Annotated in this window: 20 protein-coding genes and 5 pseudogenes; 5 read left to right on the top strand and 20 right to left on the bottom strand. The window is 56.9% G+C overall.

Annotation, left to right across the window (positions count from 1 at the left end; genetic code table 11):
- Positions 1–2: 2 nt before the first annotated feature.
- The 8 genes and pseudogenes from flgH to ACERZ8_RS06140 form a co-directional block, all read right to left on the bottom strand.
- Positions 3–718 (bottom strand): annotated as a pseudogene (gene flgH / locus ACERZ8_RS06175) (flagellar basal body L-ring protein FlgH).
- Between the two features lie 32 nt (positions 719–750).
- Positions 751–1,167 carry a flagellar basal body P-ring formation chaperone FlgA gene (flgA, locus tag ACERZ8_RS06170; protein WP_407591320.1) on the bottom strand — a complete coding sequence of 139 codons (417 nt, stop codon included), beginning with the start codon at positions 1,165–1,167 and terminating at the stop codon, positions 751–753.
- Positions 1,164–1,949, bottom strand: a complete 786-nt coding sequence (flgG, locus tag ACERZ8_RS06165) for a flagellar basal-body rod protein FlgG (RefSeq protein WP_407591319.1) — start codon at positions 1,947–1,949, stop codon at positions 1,164–1,166. Before flgG ends, flgA begins: the two co-directional genes overlap by 4 nt.
- Positions 1,950–1,959: 10 nt before the next feature.
- A pseudogene (locus tag ACERZ8_RS06160) lies at positions 1,960–2,677 on the bottom strand (flagellar hook-basal body complex protein).
- Position 2,678: 1 nt separating this feature from the next.
- Positions 2,679–2,948 carry a flagellar biosynthetic protein FliQ gene (locus ACERZ8_RS06155; RefSeq protein WP_407591318.1) on the bottom strand — a complete coding sequence of 90 codons (270 nt, stop codon included), beginning with the start codon at positions 2,946–2,948 and terminating at the stop codon, positions 2,679–2,681.
- A 1-nt stretch (position 2,949) separates the two neighbouring features.
- On the bottom strand, positions 2,950–3,234 hold the full coding sequence (gene fliE / locus ACERZ8_RS06150) for a flagellar hook-basal body complex protein FliE (protein ID WP_407591317.1): 285 nt from the start codon (positions 3,232–3,234) through the stop codon (positions 2,950–2,952).
- 28 nt (positions 3,235–3,262) lie between these two features.
- The gene (gene flgC / locus ACERZ8_RS06145) at positions 3,263–3,655 is read right to left on the bottom strand and encodes a flagellar basal body rod protein FlgC (RefSeq protein WP_407591316.1); all 393 of its coding nucleotides are present in this window, start codon (positions 3,653–3,655) and stop codon (positions 3,263–3,265) included.
- 12 nt (positions 3,656–3,667) lie between these two features.
- Complete coding sequence (locus ACERZ8_RS06140; RefSeq protein WP_407591315.1) at positions 3,668–4,060, bottom strand: FlgB family protein; 393 nt, start codon at positions 4,058–4,060, stop codon at positions 3,668–3,670.
- An 82-nt stretch (positions 4,061–4,142) separates the two neighbouring features.
- Between ACERZ8_RS06140 and ACERZ8_RS06135 the strand changes: the two are divergent.
- Positions 4,143–5,479: pseudogene (locus tag ACERZ8_RS06135) on the top strand (FliI/YscN family ATPase).
- A 190-nt stretch (positions 5,480–5,669) separates the two neighbouring features.
- On the opposite strand, the gene ACERZ8_RS06130 reads toward ACERZ8_RS06135, so the two are convergent.
- The 6 genes and pseudogenes from ACERZ8_RS06130 to ACERZ8_RS06105 all read right to left on the bottom strand — a co-directional run bounded on the left by ACERZ8_RS06130 (position 5,670) and on the right by ACERZ8_RS06105 (position 9,461).
- The gene (locus tag ACERZ8_RS06130; RefSeq protein WP_407591314.1) at positions 5,670–6,458 is read right to left on the bottom strand and encodes a DUF1217 domain-containing protein; all 789 of its coding nucleotides are present in this window, start codon (positions 6,456–6,458) and stop codon (positions 5,670–5,672) included.
- 5 nt (positions 6,459–6,463) lie between these two features.
- Positions 6,464–6,865: a flagellar biosynthesis repressor FlbT gene (gene flbT, locus ACERZ8_RS06125; protein ID WP_407591313.1), complete on the bottom strand. Its 402-nt coding sequence runs from the start codon at positions 6,863–6,865 to the stop codon at positions 6,464–6,466.
- Positions 6,862–7,239: a flagellar biosynthesis regulator FlaF gene (gene flaF, locus ACERZ8_RS06120; protein ID WP_407591312.1), complete on the bottom strand. Its 378-nt coding sequence runs from the start codon at positions 7,237–7,239 to the stop codon at positions 6,862–6,864. The genes flbT and flaF overlap by 4 nt, the downstream gene beginning before the upstream one ends.
- A gap of 71 nt (positions 7,240–7,310) precedes the next feature.
- Positions 7,311–8,625, bottom strand: a pseudogene (locus tag ACERZ8_RS06115) (flagellin N-terminal helical domain-containing protein).
- A 205-nt stretch (positions 8,626–8,830) separates the two neighbouring features.
- Complete coding sequence (locus ACERZ8_RS06110; RefSeq protein ID WP_407591311.1) at positions 8,831–9,187, bottom strand: flagellar biosynthesis protein FlgN; 357 nt, start codon at positions 9,185–9,187, stop codon at positions 8,831–8,833.
- A complete protein-coding gene (locus tag ACERZ8_RS06105; RefSeq protein WP_407591310.1) occupies positions 9,180–9,461 on the bottom strand; it encodes a rod-binding protein in 282 nt (93 codons plus the stop codon). The genes ACERZ8_RS06110 and ACERZ8_RS06105 overlap by 8 nt, the downstream gene beginning before the upstream one ends.
- A gap of 115 nt (positions 9,462–9,576) precedes the next feature.
- Here ACERZ8_RS06105 and ACERZ8_RS06100 point away from each other — a divergent pair, with 115 nt between their 5' ends.
- A complete protein-coding gene (locus ACERZ8_RS06100; protein WP_407591309.1) occupies positions 9,577–11,175 on the top strand; it encodes a flagellar hook-length control protein FliK in 1,599 nt (532 codons plus the stop codon).
- Positions 11,176–11,180: 5 nt separating this feature from the next.
- Positions 11,181–11,840 carry a flagellar hook capping FlgD N-terminal domain-containing protein gene (locus ACERZ8_RS06095; RefSeq protein WP_407594180.1) on the top strand — a complete coding sequence of 220 codons (660 nt, stop codon included), beginning with the start codon at positions 11,181–11,183 and terminating at the stop codon, positions 11,838–11,840.
- Here ACERZ8_RS06095 and ACERZ8_RS06090 read toward each other — a convergent pair.
- The 5 genes and pseudogenes from ACERZ8_RS06090 to ACERZ8_RS06070 form a co-directional block, all read right to left on the bottom strand.
- The gene (locus ACERZ8_RS06090; RefSeq protein WP_407591308.1) at positions 11,837–13,156 is read right to left on the bottom strand and encodes an NAD(P)/FAD-dependent oxidoreductase; all 1,320 of its coding nucleotides are present in this window, start codon (positions 13,154–13,156) and stop codon (positions 11,837–11,839) included. The two genes, ACERZ8_RS06095 and ACERZ8_RS06090, sit on opposite strands and share 4 nt — an antisense overlap.
- The gene (locus ACERZ8_RS06085; RefSeq protein ID WP_407591307.1) at positions 13,153–13,971 is read right to left on the bottom strand and encodes an ABC transporter permease subunit; all 819 of its coding nucleotides are present in this window, start codon (positions 13,969–13,971) and stop codon (positions 13,153–13,155) included. The genes ACERZ8_RS06090 and ACERZ8_RS06085 overlap by 4 nt, the downstream gene beginning before the upstream one ends.
- A complete protein-coding gene (locus ACERZ8_RS06080; RefSeq protein ID WP_407591306.1) occupies positions 13,968–14,843 on the bottom strand; it encodes an ABC transporter permease subunit in 876 nt (291 codons plus the stop codon). Before ACERZ8_RS06080 ends, ACERZ8_RS06085 begins: the two co-directional genes overlap by 4 nt.
- Positions 14,840–15,968, bottom strand: a pseudogene (locus ACERZ8_RS06075) (ABC transporter ATP-binding protein). Before ACERZ8_RS06075 ends, ACERZ8_RS06080 begins: the two are co-directional and overlap by 4 nt.
- 62 nt (positions 15,969–16,030) lie before the next feature.
- Positions 16,031–17,113: a polyamine ABC transporter substrate-binding protein gene (locus ACERZ8_RS06070; RefSeq protein WP_407591305.1), complete on the bottom strand. Its 1,083-nt coding sequence runs from the start codon at positions 17,111–17,113 to the stop codon at positions 16,031–16,033.
- A 146-nt stretch (positions 17,114–17,259) separates the two neighbouring features.
- Between ACERZ8_RS06070 and ACERZ8_RS06065 the strand changes: the two genes are divergently transcribed.
- On the top strand, positions 17,260–18,657 hold the full coding sequence (locus ACERZ8_RS06065) for an aspartate aminotransferase family protein (RefSeq protein WP_407591304.1): 1,398 nt from the start codon (positions 17,260–17,262) through the stop codon (positions 18,655–18,657).
- A 10-nt stretch (positions 18,658–18,667) separates the two neighbouring features.
- On the opposite strand, the gene ACERZ8_RS06060 is transcribed toward ACERZ8_RS06065, so the two are convergent.
- The gene (locus tag ACERZ8_RS06060; RefSeq protein WP_407591302.1) at positions 18,668–19,828 is read right to left on the bottom strand and encodes a M24 family metallopeptidase; all 1,161 of its coding nucleotides are present in this window, start codon (positions 19,826–19,828) and stop codon (positions 18,668–18,670) included.
- Between the two features lie 181 nt (positions 19,829–20,009).
- Between ACERZ8_RS06060 and ACERZ8_RS06055 the strand changes: the two genes are divergently transcribed.
- Entirely contained in the window at positions 20,010–21,110 is a 1,101-nt protein-coding gene (locus tag ACERZ8_RS06055; protein ID WP_407591301.1) for an ABC transporter ATP-binding protein, read from the top strand.
- Positions 21,111–21,163 lie beyond the last annotated feature (53 nt).

Below are 21,163 nucleotides of genomic sequence, written 5' to 3'. Positions count from 1 at the left end.
TCCTAAAATGGCAAGACAGCATCGAGAACCTGTTGGCCCACACGCGGCTGTTGCACGTCGGTTATTTGGCCGCGACCACCATAGGACACGCGCGCAGACGCGATTTTGTCGTAGGTGATTTCGTTCTGCCGCGAGATGTCTTCCGGCCGCACGTAGCCGGTAACAAGCAACTCGCGCAGCTCAAAGTTGACGCGCAACTCCTGGGAGCCGGAAATTGAAAGGACTCCATTTGGCAAAACATCAACAACCGTAGCAGCCACCCTAAGTGTCAGTTTTTCGTTGCGTTTCACTGACCCATCACCGCTGGAATTACTGTTTGAATTAATCGACACCAGTTCCGAGCTGGAGGCACCTTCGGGCAGGTTTTCATCAAGACGTTGTGGCAGCCCGCCAAGTTGAGGAATCCCCAGTGTTTCTGAGCCGCTGCGAGAGCGTTCAGTCTCATTCGAGATTTCCGCACGTTCGTCAATTTCAATGACGACCGTCATAATGTCACCGCGTTGCACGGCACGGCGGTCCCCAGAAGGGACCCGCGCTGACGACTCCAAAGCGACGCCTGATCCAGAGCGGTTGTCTCTTCGATCACGTTTGGCAGGCTCGCCGAAATCATCGCAGAGTGTTCTTGGGTCGCCAGTGGATTTGAAAATGACGGGGCTTTCCCCAGATGATCACTTCGTCCACATGCCGCGGCAGCAAGAACCAACAGACAGGACACCATGACCCGCGGCTTTTGAGATTTTGCAAAGATCATTATTGCGTCACCTTTATAGATCCATCCGGTTGTACAAATCCGAAAAGGGTGGCGCGTGAACTCAGGTTCATGATCCGAACTCTGTCCCCAACCCCGCCACGCTCCAACGCGCGCCCTTCAGTCGTGATCGTCAATCCAGCGGACTGAAAATGAAGCGCCACGATTTCATTTCGATTGACAATCGCAGGCGGTCCAATGGCCTCAAACGGGATTGGGCGGCCTGCATAAAGGGCGATCCGCGCTTCTTGACCGGCCACATCTTCAACGCGATCAAACATGCCGTTCTGATCCGCGTTCTTGAGGGTAAGATCGGCGGTGGTAATCAGCGTTCCCGGCCGCAACGTCCTGGTCAGAGTCACCACGTCCGCCATGCAGACCGACCCGAATAAAATGAAGACAAAGAAGTATCGCATCATCGTATCTGCGTCATTGCGCCCATCATCTGGTCAGCCGCAGATATGACTTTTGAGTTCATCTCGTAGCCGCGCTGCGCGGCGATCAGTTCAGTGATCTCGCGCACGGCATCGACCGAGCTTTCTTCAAGAAATCCTTGGCGCAGCGTGCCTAGTCCGTCGAGCCCCGGAGTTGTCGTGATTGGCGGGCCCGATGCCTCTGTCTCGGCAAAAAGGTTACTGCCAAGCGCTTCTAGTCCTTTGGCATTCGTAAACCCCGTGAGGTTGAATTGACCAATCAACTGCCCCTCGGGCGTGTCGGTGAAGTAGGCATAGACCTCTCCATCGCCGTTGATCGAGATGCTACGCGCATCGTCAGGGATCACAATTTCCGGGGCCACCGGATACCCATCCGACGTCACAATCACGCCCTCACCCGTACGCTTGAGGCCGCCATCTCTGGTGTAGGCCGTCAGACCAGATGGCAGTGTGACTTCAAGGAAACCCTTGCCCTCGATTGCGACATCAAGGTCCCCGCCAGTGGCGGCGAGAGACCCTTGGGCCAATTGCATTGACACCGCCGCGGGCCGGACGCCAAGACCCAGTTGCACGCCCGTTGGCACAACTGTTCCGTCCGAGGCATTGATCGAACCGGGCCGCGTCATTTGCTGGTAGTGCAGATCGGCAAATTCGGCGCGGCGGGCGTTGTAGCCAGTCGTGCTCATATTGGCGAGGTTGTTCGAAATCGTCTCGACCCGCATCTGTTGGGCCAGCATGCCTGTGGCAGCGATTTTCAGGGCGCGCATCTGCGTCTCCTCAGTTGGATTTCAACATGGCGTCCATCGCTCGGCGAACGCGTTCATCTTCTGAATCGAGAAAGCTTTGGCCCATCTCATAGGCCCTTTGTACTTCGATCATGCGCGCCAACTGGCTGATGGCATCCACGTTGGATTCTTCGACAAATCCCTGGAGCATGCGTGCGTTTTCAGCGGGCTCAAACCCCTCCTCCGCACGGAACATCACTCCACTTTCGCGCATCATCGCGCCCGGATTGGCCGGAGTGACCAGTCCGATCTGACCCGCAAGCGCTCCATCCGCGCTGACTGTCCCATCGGGCGAAACTGAAATTGAACGCGCGTCAGGCGGTATGAACACCGGCGCACCGCCCGCGTCCAAAACCGGATGTCCTTCGTTGGTTACGAGGTCCCCCGCTCCGTTTGGCGTGAAACTTCCTGCGCGGGTCAAACGTTCACCATCGGGCGTCTGAATCAGGAAATACCCGTCACCCTCGATGGCAAAATCAAATGTTCCACCCGTCTGTGTGAGGCTGCCTTGCTCGAACGAACTGTGGCGACCGTTGCCATGCCCCATCGACAGCGAAGCCCCCCTGAACGCCGCGCACAAATTCGGAAAACACCACGCCTTCTTGCCGGAATCCGGTGGTTGCGGCATTCGCGATGTTGTTGGCCACAACCTGCATCTCGCGCATGAGACCCGATTGCCGTGTCAGTGTAATGTAGCCGGTACTGTCCATCTTAACCTCCGATGATCAGGGGAATGATCCAATCTTGAAAAAACGACACCATCGTCTGCGTCATGAAACCCATGGACATCCAGAACACGATCATGATCGCAGCAAGTTTCGGCACGAAGGTCAGGGTCATTTCCTGGATTGACGTCAGCGCCTGCACCAGGCCGATCGAGACCCCGGCAACCAACGCAACCGTCAGAATTGGGACCGAAACAATAACTGCGATCCACAGGCCCTGGCGCATGGTGTCGTAAAAGATCACTTCATTGAGCATCCTACACGGGCATCCGCAGGATTTCCTGATAGGCTTCAACAACTTTGTTTCTGACCGTCACGGCTGTTTCGACGGCCAGTTCCGTTTGCGCAAGCGCCTGAACGAGGGCATGCGGATCAGCATCTCCGGTCATCGATTGCTGGGCAACCTGTTCGCCCTGCGCCAGCGTTTGGGCAAAATCCATGGCCATGCGCCCGAACATGCTGTCGCCGGACGCCTTGCCCGGCTGCGTTGCGGCCCGCGATGCGGAATAACTCTGAACTGCGGAAAGTGCTGCTGAATCCATTCTGGATCTCCATTGTTGCCCGCGTCGCTTAACGACGCAGCAGTTGCATTAACCCGGAAGACATTTGCCGGGCCTGTTCAAACATTTTGAGATTGGCTTCGTAACTGCGCTGCGCCTCACGCGCGTCAGCGATTTCGATCAGAAGATCGACGTTCGATCCGTCGAAGTGCCCGGACTCGTCGGCCATGGGATGCGAGGGATCGAAAATACGTTCCAACTCGCGGTCGTCCAGTGACACACGGCCCACCTCGACTTTGGACACCCCGCTTCCCGCATCGAATGCGGTGCGGAACGGAACCGTCTTGCGCCGATACCCCGGCGTGTCCGCATTGGAGATGTTTTCTGACAAGTGACGCAGTCGCGCGGCCTGCGCTTGCAGGCCACTGGTGGACACACCCAATGCTTTTGAAAAATCAGTCATTGCAGATGCTCCTTACTGGCGTCCAAGACTGGATCGCAGAATGTTCATCGCGGATTTGTAGATGGCCAGTGACCGGTCATGCTGGCGTTTGGCGTCTGTGGCACGCAGCATTTCGGTTTCCAAAGAAACAGAGTTTCCATCCGGCGCGGCGAAAGACCGGTCTTCGCGTATCATGCCTTCGGCGTCGGGCAGAATTGCCCCATTCAAATGCCCGTCCCGCGTTGCGCGCTGCAGCGAAGAGTTGGCCTGATCCGGGGAGTAAATCTCTTGAAAACTTGGCAAGTCGCGCCCGACAAATCCGGGCGTGTCTGCGTTTGCGACATTTTGCGCAATGACAGCCTGACGCTGCCCAGCGTGTACTGCCATCGCGTGGGCCGTTTCGAAAACAGTCAGATTTTGGAACATCGGGGCTTCTCCCTCGTGTAATTTCAACCAAGGCTTAACTGTGATTCCTTTAAAAACTGTTTGCAGCCACTTAGAGGGTCCAATGCAGCAAGCAGCTCGTTTGAAGTCTTTCCACGCGCACCTGTCCGAAATCAAAACCGCCCGCGCACTCGGCCGTGTCACCAGCGTGAAGGGCGGGATGATCACAGCCAGCGGGTTGGATGGCGACGCACGGATCGGTGATCGAGCCGAAGTGAGACGCAGGGACGGCACGATCTTGTGTGGAGAGGTTGTACAATTGTCACCGGATGGCATCATCCTGTTGCCAGATGGGGCGGTCAGCGGCGTGGCTCAGGGCGACAGTGTTGTTCTGGATCGCAGTTCAGGAATCGCTCCGGATCGTTCTTGGATCGGAAGGATCATCGATCCGGATGGGAACCCTCTGGATGGGCGGCCTTTGGTATCGGGATTCACACAGCATGCGCTGCACGCCAGCCCGCCAGCTGCGGCAACGCGACGCCCTTTGGGCAAACGTCTGGACACCGGCTATCTGGTATTTGACACGATGCTGCCCATTGTGCGCGGCCAGCGCGTCGGTCTGTTTGCAGGGTCCGGTGTCGGGAAATCCAGCCTGATGGGGCAATTGGCGAAAACCATGGCAGCGGACATTGTCGTGGTCGCCTTGATTGGTGAACGCGGGCGCGAAGTACGTCACTTCTTTGACAACGTGTTGGGTGCCGAAGGGCGCAAACGCACCATAGTTGTCGCAGCGACCTCTGATCAGGCCGCTCTGGTGCGTCGCAGATGTGCATGGACCGCAATGGCCATCGCCGAGTACTTCCGTGACCTTGGCCTCTCCGTTTTGCTTCTGTCCGATTCTGTAACACGATTTGCCGAGGCCCATCGCGAAGTGGCCGTCGCCGCTGGCGAAGCGCCAGTGTTGCGAGGGTTCCCCCGTCCACGTCCCATTTGATCATGTCGCTTTGCGAACGGGCCGGGCCGGGGTCGGAAGATCAGGGCGACATAACAGCCGTGTTTAGCGTCCTCGTTGCCGGGTCGGATATGGATGAACCCATCGCCGACATTCTGCGCGGTGTTCTGGATGGGCACATCGTGCTGGACAGAACAATCGCGGAGCGTGGAAGGTTTCCCGCAGTCGACGTCTTAAGATCCGTGTCGCGCAGTCTGCCAGATGCGGCGACTGTCGAGGAAAACGAAACCATCAGTCAGGTGAGGAAACATTTCAGCGTGTACGCTCAGAACCAGATGATGATAACAGCCGGGCTATATACGCATGGGACAGACCCTGAAATTGACGCGGCGATTCAAGTCTGGTCCTCACTGGATGACAGCATGGCAGTGCAACATTCCAAAGGGCAAGCGCACAGTTTCGACCAACTCAATCTTGTACTCCGCCGCGCGGGCAGGCCCAAAAACTGAACCCGTGGGTGAATGATCTCTGACAGACCAATACCTCCGGAAATGAAGCGCAAAAGTCACAAGCCAAACGCCATCATGGCAGCGATATGATGGCGGTAGGTTTGTAGTCAGATCTACCGCCAAACAACTGTGAACGCATTGCGAAAGTCAGATTACTGACACGTTGCACACAATAGAGCGGCTGGTGCGCCTATGCCTGCAGCAAGGTCAACGCAATCGCGGCAGAAGAACTGCCTGCTCCGCCCGCTTCAAGCTGCGATCTGGCCAGGAAGGCATTGACAACACGCTCAAGATTTTCAGGTTCTGCGAACTCGGCAGGATCGCTCACTCCGAAAATGCGCTCTGCCCGATCCTGGAACACACCGAGCTGAAAATCGATGTCGGCCTGCCCGAATGCGTCAGGTAGCCCCAAAGCCGTCTCAAACAGATTCCTTAGCGGAGGTTGGCCCATGATGGAGAACCATTTTTGCGCAGAGCTTCCATCGCCGCCGACAACGTCAGGCAAAACCCGTTCCGCATACAAAGCCACGCGCATCGTGTCGTCCTGGTTCCCCGTGGCAATTTCAAAACTGTTGGCCTGATACTTCGAGATAATCTCTGCCGCGAAATCAGGTCGCGAAGTTCGCGGGATTTCACCTTGTCCCAGACCAAAGGCCGCTGAAAAATCTTGATAGCGGGTATCGGTAAAACGATTGGCCAAGGCATCGTTGGCGGTCGTTCCATCGCTTAGCATTTTTTCGATGAAAAAGCGATTATTGATGTCATCCTGCAGACCAAATGCGCCCAGCGCCACTGTCAGCATGCGTCGATCCGAAACGAGGTCTTCTGCACTACGCACACTACCGATGTTTTCAATAAAGTGGTCCGTGTCCCGTTTCAGTTCAGCCGATTGATTAAACGCGGTAAACTGTTGGTCGTAAGTGCGTTGCAGAAACTGCCATCCAACCAGGCCGGACGAAATGATGACTGGCTGATACATAACACTTAGCTTCCTGCGGCTAGAAGACGCTGTTCGCGAGGCAGCAACGCGCGCAGGGCCTTCAGACAGCGATAATGATCGTCGCCAACAAGTGCCGTCGAAGCAATATCCAGATGTTTGCGACTGTCATCGTCGACGAAAACCTGGCTGAGTTCCTCGACCCCGCGCAGCAATTGCTTGCGTACGCCGTCCTTGTCGGAGTCGCCAGACAACACCAGTTGCACTGCGTAACACATGCGTCGCACCGGCGTTTTGGCATCTTCAGGATGGATTGCATCTCGCAAGCGCAAGATGTGCACATCCGGCGTCATGACAGCCAGCCTGCTTCGGCGATCTCCGTTCTCGATGACGGCACCGTTTATCAGGACTCTTTCTTTAGGGCTAAGCTTTAGGATAAGGCCGCTCATGTCACAGGTCCTTCTTTTTTGAGGCCGCGCAAAACTGCCATGTTGATTTCGAGAAGCGGCATGACGGATGCTTTCTTCTTGAGAACTTGGCGGGAATGATTGGCCGTAAATTCCGCAAGATAGACAATCCGTGCCTTCAACTCCTTAGGGAGTGGGTTTTTGATATCTGCCACGTCGACAACAAGCGCTGTCCAAAGTCGTTGATTGTTGTGCAGAGCCTCGACAAAAGCTGGAAAATCCGACTTTTGCTTCACGGCACGATCGCGTAGCTCTTGAGTGACGCGTGCAATGATCTCGTATTCCGCTCGGCGGTCGCTGCGGGTTGACGCGGCGTTTGTGGCATAGCCTCGCAAGGCTTGGGAAGTCGCGCTCACACTGTCACCTGATTGTTGGGGTATTCATTGAGGTGACGAGGCGCCAAGAAATAGCGCCTCGTCTATTTGCCTTAACGGAAGAGCGACAAAATGGTCTGTGGCGCCTGGTTGGCAATCGATAGCGACTGAACGCCCAACTGCTGCTGTGTCTGCAACGCCTGAAGACGGGCCGACACTTCTTCCATGTCTGCATCAACCAACGAACCGATACCGGACTTGAACGAGTCGGTCAGATTGCTGACAAACTCCGACTGTGTCTCGATCCTGTTCTGCACGGTACCGAATGCGGCAGCAGCACTGATCGACTGCCCAATCAGGCCATCGATTGCAGCCAAAGCACCGGTTGCGTCAGTTGTCACATCAAGGGTCTGCAACAGCCCAAGACCACCGGAGGATGCAGTCGAACCTGGTGTACCTGCGTTTTGGAACACAGCGCCCACATCAACGTCACCCGCCGTCGCACCGGTCGCAAATGTCAGGGTGCTGTTGGCGATGTCAACGGTAACTGCATATCCATCGGAACTGTTTGTCGCCGCAGAGAAGAAAGCACTCAGTTGATTGGCCAAGGCGTTGATGACGTCAGCCTGACCATCTTCTGCACTTGCGACATACTGGAAGTCACGACGGCCTGTGGCGGAGCTTCCGTCTGCGGTGTTGATCGACAGCCCATCAAGGGTCAGCTGATAGCTGTTGCCGGCCGACACCGCGCCAATGGAAACAGTGGTGTTGGTACCACCGGTCACAGTAACCGACGTTACGGGATCAGTTGCTGCCGCAGCAAATCCTGTGTTGGCAGCGCCCACCTGAATCGCTTCGTTCGCGAGAGGTTGCGTCGAAGCACCGGCACCAAAGCCCTGAGCCGATGCAGGAGTCGTTGTCGACAGGTTTTGACGCACAACATCAATTTGACCAGCCGTGACCGCACCGCTGCTGTCCCGGTTCAGAGACGACAGGATTTGAACCGCATCAGTGCTTGATCCATCGATCAGGTTCAGACCGTTGAACTGCGCGGCAGCCACGACAGAGCCGATTTGTTCCGTCAGTGCGGTGATGTCCTGCTGGATCGAGATCGCGATCAACGTTTTCTTCCTGCGCCGCAACGATACGACCCTTCACTTCATTCAGAAGGTCGGTGATTGTCTCTGATGCGTTTGCAGCCACGGCAACTGTACTGTCACCCAGTGCAAGGCTTTCCGAAACGGCCTTGAAACCTTTGACGTCAGATTCCATCACTTTTGAGATGGCCCAGACGGCAGAGTTATCTTTCGCACTTGCGACTGATTTACCGGTCGAAATCTCGCTTTGCGTCATTGCGAGGTTCTTGTTGATCGACTTGAGGGTTTGCAACGCAACCATTGCGCTATTGTTCGTAAGAATGCTCGACATATTGATGTCCTTTTGTCACGGCGCTTTGCGCCAGGGGTTATGACCAGTCCCGCTCGGGATGGTCCAATTGCCGTTCTGACAAATGCAGCCCCCCACTCGGGGTTGTGCGCCACCCGTTCCGAGTGCCCGTGGAACATGCCGCCAATTTAGCTAATGCAACCCTAACCGCGTCGATGCGAATACCGCGCATTTGACTCAATCTCGTTCAAGCTCGCTTTTCCAGAGATCCGGATGGGCGCAGGTCGACGGACTTTTTCCTACCCAGAGAGTCGTAGGTATCCAGCGACGTGCGCACCTGCCTGATCGCTGACAATCGCCGCGCAACCGACCGGATGCCGTTCAGGGCACTGTCCAAGAGGACCTGATTGCGTTCGACTTTATGGTGCAACCCTTTGAACCTGTCGCGATCCTCTGAAGCATGGTCCCTGAGTACTGCAATCAACCTTTCCTTTTGCGGGTGCAAACGCGACACGTCATCTAGTTTGCCAACCAACAAAGCCGCTCTTTCCGCATCCAGCAGGTCTTCGAGTGCGTCCATAGCGACGAGAATTTCGTCATCCATCGATCTGTCGCTCCTTTAGGGCCTCAAAGAGGGCTTCGGCGAGGCCAAGCCCACCTGCCGCAACCATTTCTTCCGCCTGTGCCTGCACCAGAAAGGACGAAAACTGGTCTTCACCCGCGCCACCGCCAAAGGCATCCCGCGTTTCCCCCAGCCCAGCGGATTTGAGCATCTCTGCGAGAAATGTCGCCTCCAGTTTTTCAGCTGCGGCACGCAATGCTGTGTCGTGTTTATTGGCACTGGTGAGGGGACTCGTTTCTATCGGGGTCAACTGCATGCCGACATCCTTTCAATTGGATCGATTTTTTCCATCATGCAGAACAAGCGGTAAAGAACCGGTAACCATCGCAGCCCATAGTGCAGGCTCAGTGGAAGAAATCCCGGAGACGCCCATGGATCTGAATGCGTTGTCAAAACTGTCCTCGCGGACGGACCCAGGCAAATTGCCCGTGGATCGGAATTCGTCCCACGACGGTTTTGAGAGTGCCTTTAAAAGTCATGAGGCTGCGCAGGACGCCGAAATGACAAATGAGGCGGCGGTAAGCCATGAAATGGCTGCCAAAGACGTTCCTGTGAAAAACCAAGCCGGGTCATCCGAAACGCTACTACGTACCCATCGACAGGATGTTCAGGCTGATGGCTCCCTCCCCGCCGCACAGGACAGTTCTCGTGGAGAGCCGGAATTCAGTACTGGAAGTATTGCCCAGGAAAAAGTCGAGTCAAATTCATCGAACGCACCCTTTGTCGCGAAGCCGAACAATACACAAGATCAGCCCTCAACGCACCCTGCTTTGGCGCAGACTGAGGCGCCCAGTACGACGCGTTCTGAGCGGTCAAACAACGTCGTCATCGGCAATACAGCTGTCGATTCGGTTTCCAGGAATAATGGAAACGAGGCGGTCCCACTTACAATCGCCAGTCCACAGCACGTTGCGAAGAATACCCAATCATCTGACGCAGCTACGGTTCTCGATACGCCAAAATCGCAGGGCAACTCAGAAACTGCACAACCGTCGGTCAATCGAGTGCAAGTGGCGAGTACGGAGTCAACAACGCGAAATATCAACGGCGGCCTGCAAAGTGCGGCCAGTACGCCGGCGCGAACTTCCTTCGACGAACCAACTGCCAAAACGTCAACCGCGCCGAACCCGTCCGTTGAAACCGGAATAGGACCGCGAGACGCTGTAACGGCGACCAAGTTTGCAGGCCCACCGGCAATGACACTGCTCGAACGCCATCTCGGCGGACATGCAGCCAGGCTGGTTGTTGAGCATATGCCAGTTCAACAGTCTGGCACTATATTCACGCTTGGCATTCGGGGCGATGCGAACAATTCGGTGACATCTTTCTCGGGCCCGACATCGCCCGGCATGGCCGGTGCCGCTGAGTTGGGCATACACCCAAAAGCTGTATTCAATGCGACAATGCAGAACGCCAGCATGAGCACCTTCAATGCATCCCATATCATCACAGAACTGAACACAAATGCATCGCATGGCGACATTTCATTGGAAGTCGGCCCAGATATTCGCACGCATTTGACTTCGACAGGAACAACACCCGCCGCCGCCCCACCGCGTGTCGATTTGGCGGCCAGCGTTACGCATCAGATCGCGGACGCCATGCGCAACAGTACGGACAAATCTATCGAAATTGCGCTGAGCCCTGCGGAACTGGGTCGCGTCCGCATGATCCTGAACCCGTCAGAAACCGGTGTTACGATGAGCATTCTTGCGGACCGACCGGAAACGCTGGAACTGATGCGGCGCAACATTGACGATCTGACCAGATCATTTGCGGAGCTTGGGTATGAGGATATCAGCTTCTCCTTTGGTCACAGCGGTCAGACATCGGATGACGCTTCGCAACATCACAACGGCCAGAAAGACCAGACTACGATCGAACTTCTGGCGCCTGAAGCATCCACGCTTCCACCTGGCGCAACATCTCTTTTGGCAATAGCGCCCGACGGCATAGACATGAGGCTTTGACACAAATGGACATTCTACCCACACCTTCGACAGCGGCGACCGCTGCGTCAGCCAATGCGACCAGCAATGCCGTTCTCAGTTCGGATTTTGAAGTATTCCTTCAGATGCTGACGGCACAGGCCGAGTATCAAGATCCGCTTGAGCCAATCGATTCTTCTGAATACGCCGCGCAACTTGCCCAGTTTTCGATGGTCGAACAGCAGGTCACCACCAATGATCTGATGGAGCAGATTCTGTCTGCGCTGGGCGCAAATGACATGGCCAGTGCCGCAAACTGGATCGGGATGGAAGCACTGGTTCAGGGTCCGGCGAAGTTCGAGGGAGCGCCAATCTCCATTGCGCCAAATCCGCCCATCGCCGCTGATGAGGTCACCCTTATCGTGACAAACGCGCAAGGAACCGAGGTGCAAAGGCAGGCGATGCCCACCGGTGCTGAAACCTTCCTTTGGGATGGGCGCAAAACGGACGGATCCTCCTTTGCTTATGGCGAGTACAGTTTTCAGATCGAAAGCAAGTCAAATGGTGAAGTATTGGTGACTGAACCGGCACTCGCATATTCGCGCGTGACCGAGGCTCGTGTGGACAATGGGTCCACACTCTTGGTCTTGGGCAGTGGATACATGATCGACGCTGCCAACGTGCTTGGACTGCGCGAACCGGTTTAAGGTCGAAAATCATCTAACGCATAGAGCGCGTAAAGCGGCGGCATAAGTGCTCGTCGCAATCCGCTTAAGGGAAACCGTCTTGCAGGATCCTTCATGACACGCGGATAAAGGTCGGGCTTCTGCCCAAGGGCCAACTCGGCGAGAACCTTGCCCGTATGCGTCCCCATCGCCACACCGTTTCCGTGATAGGCAAACCCCGCCAGAACATTGGGATGCTTCCCAAGCGGGCCTGCAAACGGCACCAATCCACGCGTCAGGCAAACCAGGCCAGACCACACGTGAGGGATGGCGACATCGGCCCAAGCCGGAAACATATTTCGAAAGTCGCGGATCACGCGGGCACGGGACGCGGCCTCGGATCGATCAGAAGACAGGATGCCACCGCGCATACCAAACAGAAACCGTCGATCGGGCATAAGCCGAAAGTAGTGCAGAAGATTGCGACTGTCATAGGCCATCTGGTCGCTGGTCCAGCCTTGCGCGGCCAGTTCGGCCTCTTCCAACGGCCGCGTCACAATGACTGTCGATTGCGCTGGCATGTAGCGCCCCGCCATCGCCGGCGGCACGTCTTCGCTGGAATACCCGTTGGTCGCAAGGATCACCTGCTTTGCCGAGACGCGTCCCAACGCCGTCGAAACGCCGTCGCTGTCAATTTTTGTGACAGCACTTTGATCGAAAACCCGTGCCCCTTCCGACACTGCGGCAGCAAGCATGCCAGCGACGAATTTCCGTGGATTCAAGGCAAATCCGACAGGAATGGTCATCGCGCCGTGGAATGGGCCAGACATGCCTGCGGACGACAGTTCATCTGACGCCAACACATCCGGAGTCACACCGTAGTTTTCTTCAACTCGCGCGCATTGCCTGTCAAAGCTACGTGCATCGCGTGGCCGATGCGCCAGACAGGTTTCACCCATCGAATGGCGGTCAACATCCAAAGCAAGGTCAGACAACAGCGTGTCCACAAGCGCAACTGCCGCTTTTTCAGTTTGCCGCCACTCAATGCGCCCGGCCTGACCGACGCGACGATCCAGTGCTGCATCTGACGCTTTCGCTCCGCCCAGACAGCAAAACCCGCCATTTCGACCAGACGCGCCCCACCCAACTGAATTGGCTTCAAGGATGGCCACGGAAGCTCCGGCACGGGCAAGGTGATAGGCCGCCGACAGCCCAGTGAACCCGGCCCCGACAATCACAACGTCACAGGAAATTTCGCCCTTCAAAACAGAGTTTGCAGCGATCTCGGCCATGGTGTCCCACCAACATTCCGACCGGGGGCCGTTGCCATAGGCATACTGGAAAAAAATGCGCTTCATTGCGCGCGCGCAGCTGCCTGTTCGTCACGCTTGGCCCGCAAGGCCGATTGTTTACTGGCAATCGAGGCGGCAATGACACCCACCGTCACCAACCCAATCAGGATCGTGCTAAGCGCGTTGATCTCCGGACTGACCCCAAGGCGCACGGACGACCAGATTTTCATGGGCAAGGTTGTGGCTGACGGCCCGGAGGTGAACGATGCGATCACCAAATCGTCGAGGCTGAGCGTGAAAGCCAACAGCCAGCCGGAAATCACTGCGGGTGCAATGATCGGCAATGTGATCAGGCGAAACGCCTCGAACGGGGATGCGCCAAGGTCGAGCGCCGCCTCTTCCAGCGACTGGTCGAATGTCATCAGGCGGGACGAGACGACCACCGACACAAAGCACATCGAAAAGGTCGTGTGCGCCAGAACGATTGTCAGAACACCGCGATCCATACCGATGCCGATGAACAACAGCAAAAGCGACAAGCCGGTGATGACTTCGGGCATAACGAGAGGCGCATAGATCATGCCCGAAAACAGTGTGCGCCCATAAAATCGCCCAGCCCGGACCAGGACATAGGCCGCCATCGTGCCCAGAACAGTTGCGAAAGTTGATGAGATCACGGCGACCCGCAATGTCACCCACGCCGCGTCCAGAAATGCATCGTTGGACAGCAATTCGCCGTACCATTGCGTCGAAAATCCGGCCCAGACCGTGACCAGCTTGGACGCGTTGAAGCTGTAGATCACAAGGATCAGCATCGGCACGTACAGGAACACGAATCCGAGGGTCAGGGACACGACGTTGAAGGGGCTCAGGCGGCTCATTTCTCGGCCTCCGCCTGACGCTGTTCATTGCGCTGGAACAGGACAATCGGAATGATCAGGATCAGCAGCAAGATCACCGCAACCGCCGAAGCGACAGGCCAGTCGCGGTTGGAGAAGAACTCCTCAAACAGAACTTTTCCGATCATCAACGTGCCCGATCCGCCCAGCAGTGACGGGATCACGAATTCGCCCAAGGCGGGGATAAAGACGAGGAAACAGCCCGCGATGATGCCGTTTTTCGACAGCGGCACCGTCACCAGCCAGAACGCTTTCAAGCGCGAGCATCCAAGGTCTTCGGCGGCTTCGATCAGGGACCCGTCCAGCCGGTCCAAGGCCGAATAGATCGGCAAAATCATGAACGGCAGATAGGTGTAAACAATCCCGATATAGACTGCCGTGTTCGTGTTCAGGATGGTCAACGGCGTCGAAATCACGCCAATCCACAGCAGGAACTGATTCAGAAACCCCTCACCCGACAGAATGCCGACCCACGCATAAACGCGGATCAGAAACGAGGTCCAAAAGGGCAGGATCACCAGCATCAGCAGCGTCGCGCGCCACTGATCCGGCGCGCGCGCCATCGCATAGGCCATCGGGTAGCCCACGCAGAGTGTCAGAACCGTGGAAATCAGCGCAATCTGCAACGAGCTCAGGTAAGCTTTCCAGTACAGATCATCTTCACTGAGAAAGACGAAATTCTCGAAATCCAGCCCGCGCAGCATGTTCCAGATGCCGTCCTTGGCCGTCGGCGTGTACGGCGGAATGGCCAGTGCAATGTCGGACAGCGAAATCTTGAGAACAACGGCGAACGGGATCAGAAACAGCGCCAGCAGCCACGCATATGGAACAGCTATGAGGACCGCACGTCTCATTTCTCCAACAGCACCCCGGCAGTCTTGGTCCAACTGACCCAAACCGGATCTTCCCACGTGATCGAACGGCGTGACAAGCGACGGGTATTGGCGGTTTGCGCCTTGATGACGTGCCCGCCCGGCAATTCGACATGATAGGTCGACAGGTTGCCTAGATAAGCGATGTCCAGCACCTTGCCTTCCAGCAGATTGTCCACGCCGTCAGGCTTTTCAGTATGGATCGATACTTTTTCCGGACGCACGGCAAGATGCGCTCTTTGCCCGTCCGAAAACGGCTTGTCAGAAGCGGCCAGAACGGGTGGCTGATTGTCGGCAAAGCTGATCCGGAACATACCGTCACCGCTGCCAGCAACCTGACCATCAAGGATGTTCACATCTCCAATGAAATCAGCAACATAGACAGAATGCGGTGCTTCGTAAATCTTGTCGGGCGTGGACACTTGCATCACACGCCCCTCGTCCATCACGGCGATGCGGCTGGCAACTGTCATCGCCTCTTCCTGATCGTGGGTGACGATCACGAAAGTGGTGCCGGTTTTTTCCTGAATATCCATCAATTCGAACTGCGTGGCCTCGCGCAGCTTGGCATCCAGCGCGCCCAGCGGTTCGTCCAGCAGCAACAGTTTCGGGGCCTTGGCAAGCAGAGCGGGCCAAAGCAACGCGCTGTCGCTGACCCCCTGATATCTGGTGCGGCTTGCGGCGGGCGAATTTCTCAAGCCGGGTCAGCTTCAGCATCTCTTCGACACGGGCGGAAATCGCGGCCTTGTCCTTGCTTTCACGGCGCAGGCCAAAGGCGATATTGTCCCAGATCGACAGGTGCGGAAACAGCGCATAGGACTGGAACATCATGTTCACGGCCCGCTTGTTTGGCGGTACTTTTGCGATGTCCTGTCCGGCAAGTTCGATGGTACCGCTCGTCGGATGTTCAAAACCGGCCAGCATCCGCATCATCGTCGTCTTGCCGCAGCCCGATGGGCCAAGCAGCGCAAAGAATTCTTGTCCGAAAATATCGAGCGTGAGGTCATCAATGGCTGTGAAATCGCCAAATCGTTTGGTGACATTGCGAAACCGGATCAGGGGTTTCTGGTCCGGGTCGTCCCACGGGGCGAATTCAGTTTCTGCCAACGGAATGTCCGATCAAAATTGAAGTGGGCGCGAGCAAGTGCCCGCGCCCGAAAAGATCAGGCTCAAGTGCCCGATTTCACCTTGGTCCACATGCGCGTGACCGTCCGCTGAACGCGGGCAGGGTACGGCGTTGTGGTATAAAGGTTTTCCAGCGTCGCCTCATCCGGATAGATCGCCGGATCGCCGATCACATCCTCGACCAGGAACTCTTTGGAGGCCGCGTTGCCGTTGGCGTAGTAAACATAGTTCGACGCCTGCGCCATGTTCTGCGCGTCCATGATGAAATTTAGGAACACGTGGGCTGCATCCGGGTTGGGCGCATCGACCGGGATCGCCATCTGGTCGAACCACATCAGCGCCCCTTCGCTGGGCGCGTTATAGGCGATTTCCACACCATTATCGGCCTCGGCGGCACGGTCCCGGGCCTGCAGGATGTCACCAGACCAGCCGAAGGCCACACAGATGTCACCATTGGCGAGCGCGTTGATGTATTCGGAGTTGTGGAACTTTTGAACGTAGGGCCTGGCACCCAGCAGGACCGGCTCGGCCTTGGCAATCACGTCGGGGTCATGGCTGTCGGGGTCTTCGCCGATGTATTTCAGTGCCGCCGGGATCATTTCGGTCGGGGCATCAAGGAAGTGAACGCCGCAGGCTTGCAGCTTTTCCATATTCTCGGGATTAAAAATCAGTTCCAGCGATCCCAAGGGGGCATCTTCGCCAAGGATTTCCTGAACCTTGCCGACGTTCACACCGATACCAGTTGTGCCCCACATGTAGTTGATGGAGTAAGCATTGTCGGGGTCGTATTGCGCGGTGCGCGCCTCAACGACATCCCAAAGGTTTTCGGCATTTGGCAGTTTGGACATGTCCAGTTTCTGGAAGGCACCTGCGCTGATCTGGCGTTGCAGGAATGTGCCGGAAGGAACGACCACATCATAACCCGACGATCCCGCCAGCATCTTGGTTTCCAGCACTTCGTTGCTGTCGAACACGTCATAGATCAGGTTGATCCCGGTTTCTTCTTCGAATTTGGTCAGCAACTCTTCGTCGATGTAGTCCGACCAGTTGTAAACGCGCACTTCATCGGCCAGCGCAGCACCCGCAAGGGCAACGACGGCTGTCGTGCTCAGCATCAGATTTTTCATGGTGTACTCCCGTAAATCGCCCCTTTCCGGGGTCGCACATCATGAAAACAAGTTTTATGGGACTCGTCCAGCGCGATTGCACTTGGCGCATTGACGGCGCGTGCAATGCCCATATTCTCCGCACAGTCCTGACTTCAGAGGTTTTCATGCCCGCCATCACCAATCACCTGCCCACCGCTGAACTTCAGGCGCTGGATGCGGCCCACCACATGCATCCGTTCACCACGAACAAGGATCTTGCCGACAAGGGCGCGCGCATCATCACGCGGGCCAAGGGCGTGTATCTGCACGACAGCGAAGGCAATGAAATCCTTGATGGAATGGCCGGTCTATGGTGCGTCAACATTGGCTACGGCCGCGAAGAGATGGCCGAGGTCGCCGCCCGCCAGATGCGCGAACTGCCCTTCTACAACACCTTCTTCATGACCACCCACGTGCCCGCCATCGCGCTGGCTCAGAAGATTGCCGAACTTGCGCCAGGCGATCTGAACCAAGTGTTTTTCGCAGGGTCGGGATCCGAAGCGAATGACACGAATATCCGGATGGTGCGCACATATTGGGCGATGAAGGGCAAACCGACCAAGTCGATCATCATCAGCCGCAAGAACGCCTATCATGGATCATCCGTTGGATCGGGGTCCCTCGGTGGCATGACGCCAATGCACGAACAAGGCGGCCTGCCCATTCCCGACATTCATCACATCAACCAGCCCAACTGGTGGGCCGAGGGTGGCGGCATGGACCCGGACGCCTTTGGGCTGGCACGGGCGCAAGAGCTTGAACAGGCGATCCTTGAACATGGCGAAGATCGCATCGCCGCCTTCATCGCCGAACCCATTCAGGGTGCGGGTGGTGTGATCATACCGCCCGCAACCTACTGGCCCGAAATCCAGCGCATTTGCGACAAGTATGAAATTCTGCTGATCGCGGATGAGGTCATCTGCGGCTTTGGTCGAACAGGCAACTGGTTTGGCAGTCAAACGCTTGGGATCAAGCCGCACATCATGACCATCGCCAAGGGATTGAGTTCGGGATACCAGCCAATCGGTGGCTCGGTTGTCTGTGATGAGGTGGCTGAGGTCATCGGGTCAGGCGAATTCAATCACGGCTACACCTATTCCGGCCACCCGGTGGCCAGCGCCGTTGCGCTGGAAAACCTGCGCATTCTACAAGAGGAACACGTGCTGGACCATGTGCGCGATGTGGCCGGCCCCGCATTGCACGAGATGTGGCACGGACTGTCCGACCACCCGCTTGTCGGAGAGACGACCATCGTGGGTATGATGGGGTCCCTCGCCTTGACGCCGCACAAGGAAAGCCGCGCCAAATTCGCAATGGAGGCTGGAACAGCCGGGTTCATGTGCCGCGAACGCTGTTTTGCCAACAATCTGGTGATGCGGCATGTCTATGACCGCATGGTGATCTCGCCCCCGCTGATCATCAACCCGGATGAAATCAAGGAGTTCGGACGCCGCGCCCGCAAGGCACTGGACGAATGCCACGCCCAGCTGAAAGAGCAGGATATGCTGAAGCCCGCCGCTTAAATCGCCGGCTTCAGGGCTTGACGATCATGGCCCGTGGCCGGTCACAAAAGCATTCAGCGGAACCATTTTCAGTGATCCGGATGCTTTCCGTGATGGCCAGCCCCCAGCCGTCCATCCACAGACCGGGCATAAAGTGAAACGTCATGTTCGGTTGCAGGATCGTCTCATCCTCGGCGCGCAGGGACATGGTCCGCTCGCCCCAATCGGGGGGATAGCTCAGGCCGATCGGATAGCCGCACCGCGCCGTCCGTTCGATCCCGACCTTGTTCAGCGCGCGGTTGAGGGCCGCTGCCACATCGCGGGTGTGGTTGCCTGCGCGAGCCGCATCCAGCCCGGCCTCTAGCCCTTCAATCAGGGCACCCTCGGCGCGCTTCATTTCGTCTGGCGGTTCCCCCAGAAACACGGATCGGCACAAAGGCACGTGATAGCGCCGATAACATCCCGCAATTTCAATGGTTGTCGCTTCACCTCGTTCAAAGGGGCGGCCATCCCACGTCAGATGTGGGGCGGCTGCATCCGCACCCGAAGGCACCAGCGGGACGATGGCGGGATAGTCCCCCCACGCTCCGTCAACGCCGCGAATGGCATCCCTAAAGGCATCGGCAACCACTTCGTTCTTGGGAACACCCGGCTCGATCCGTTCGGCCATACCATCGACAACCGCCTCTGATATGCGCGCCGCCGAACGCATGAATGCAATCTCTGCATCCGACTTGACCGCCCGGCACCAGTTTACCAGACCCGTGGCGTCAACAAGGTCAAGACCGGCATGGTCAAGCACCGCGTGCGCCTTGGCCGAGTAATAGTAGTTGTCGAGTTCAACTCCGATCCGGCCCGAAAGGTGCGGCACCAGATCCTCCATCGGGTGACGGTCCGGCGTCTGAATGTAGTGTTCACCGTATCCCACCGCACGATCGGGCGCCATCCAGGCCGTACGAAGCGCGCCCGCCACATCCTGCATCCGACCCCACCACAAAGGGTCGGCGTCGTGGGTCACGACAACCCCCTGATGGACATAAAAAGACCATCCGTCATAGCCAGTCAGCCAGCACATGTTTGACGGGTCGGTGATCAGCAGGCTGGTCAGCCCAGCGGTATCCATGGCAGCCCGAACCTGCGCCAAACGGCTGCGATACTCCGCAACTTCGAACGCTGCGTCCCTGATTCCCATGCCCGTCTCCTTGTACTTCTGGCATTATAATTGCCCAAACAGGCGTGTTTACGCAGTGAAATCGACCAGATTTCGGTGTTCTGCCTCATTTTGTTACCTTGTTGGTTGCAACACGCGGGCGGTCCAGTTTTACATGTGGCAACAAGCGGGTAACCGCGGAAGCTATCACGGGGAGCCAATCTTGGCCGATACTGCGACCGATCAGGCGTTCGTCGAATTCGAACGCGTGCAGAAAAGTTATGACGGTGAGAACCTTGTCGTCAAAGACCTGAACCTATCCATGCCCAAGGGAGAGTTTCTTACCATGCTCGGACCATCCGGGTCCGGCAAGACAACATGCCTGATGATGCTGGCGGGTTTTGAGACGGCCACGCATGGCGATATCCGCCTTGGCGGTGTTTCGATCAACAACATACCGCCACACAAACGCGGGATCGGCATGGTGTTCCAGAACTATGCCCTGTTCCCGCATATGACTGTGGCAGAAAACCTGTCCTTCCCGCTGGAAGTTCGCAAGATCGGCAAATCCGAGCGCGAAGAAAAAGTGATGCGCGCGCTGGGTATGGTGCAGATGCAGGACTTTGCCGGACGCCGCCCGGCGCAACTGTCCGGTGGCCAACAACAGCGGATCGCCCTGTCGCGCGCACTGGTGTTCGAACCCGAGCTTGTTCTGATGGACGAACCGCTGGGCGCGCTTGACAAACAACTGCGCGAAACCCTGCAATTCGAGATCACGAACCTTGCGCATGAACTGGGCATCACGACGGTCTACGTGACGCACGACCAAACCGAGGCGCTGACCATGTCAGACCGCGTCGCCGTGTTCGACGATGGTCGCATCCAGCAGCTCGCCCCGCCCGACACCTTGTACGAAGAACCGCAAAACAGCTTTGTTGCCCAGTTCATCGGCGAGAACAACACGCTGATGGGCGTCGTTGAACAGATCAAGGGCGACACCTGCGAAGTCAAACTTGATGATGGCAGCATCATCGATGCCAAGCCGATCAACGTCACCGAAACGGGGCAGCGCACCCGCGTGTCCATCCGCCCCGAACGGGTCGAGATCGACAAGGGCCGCCTGAACCCCGATGCACATACGCTCAAGGCAGAAGTGCTCGAATTCATCTACATGGGCGACATCTTTCGCACCCGACTGCGCGTCGCGGGAAGTGATGATTTCGTGATCAAGACACGCAATGCCCCCGATCAGATCCGCCTGAAACCCGGCGCCAAGATCGACATCGGCTGGATGCCACACGATTGCCGGGCGCTGGACGCCTGAGCATCTCAAGAAGGCCGGGGGACGCCCGACGTCTGGCCTTCCACACTCAAACT

This window comes from Tateyamaria armeniaca (genome assembly GCF_045797845.1).
GTDB lineage: Bacteria > Pseudomonadota > Alphaproteobacteria > Rhodobacterales > Rhodobacteraceae > Tateyamaria > Tateyamaria armeniaca.
The sequence above is the reverse complement of the archived record's forward strand: the minus strand, read 5'-3'. Positions and strand labels throughout refer to the sequence as shown.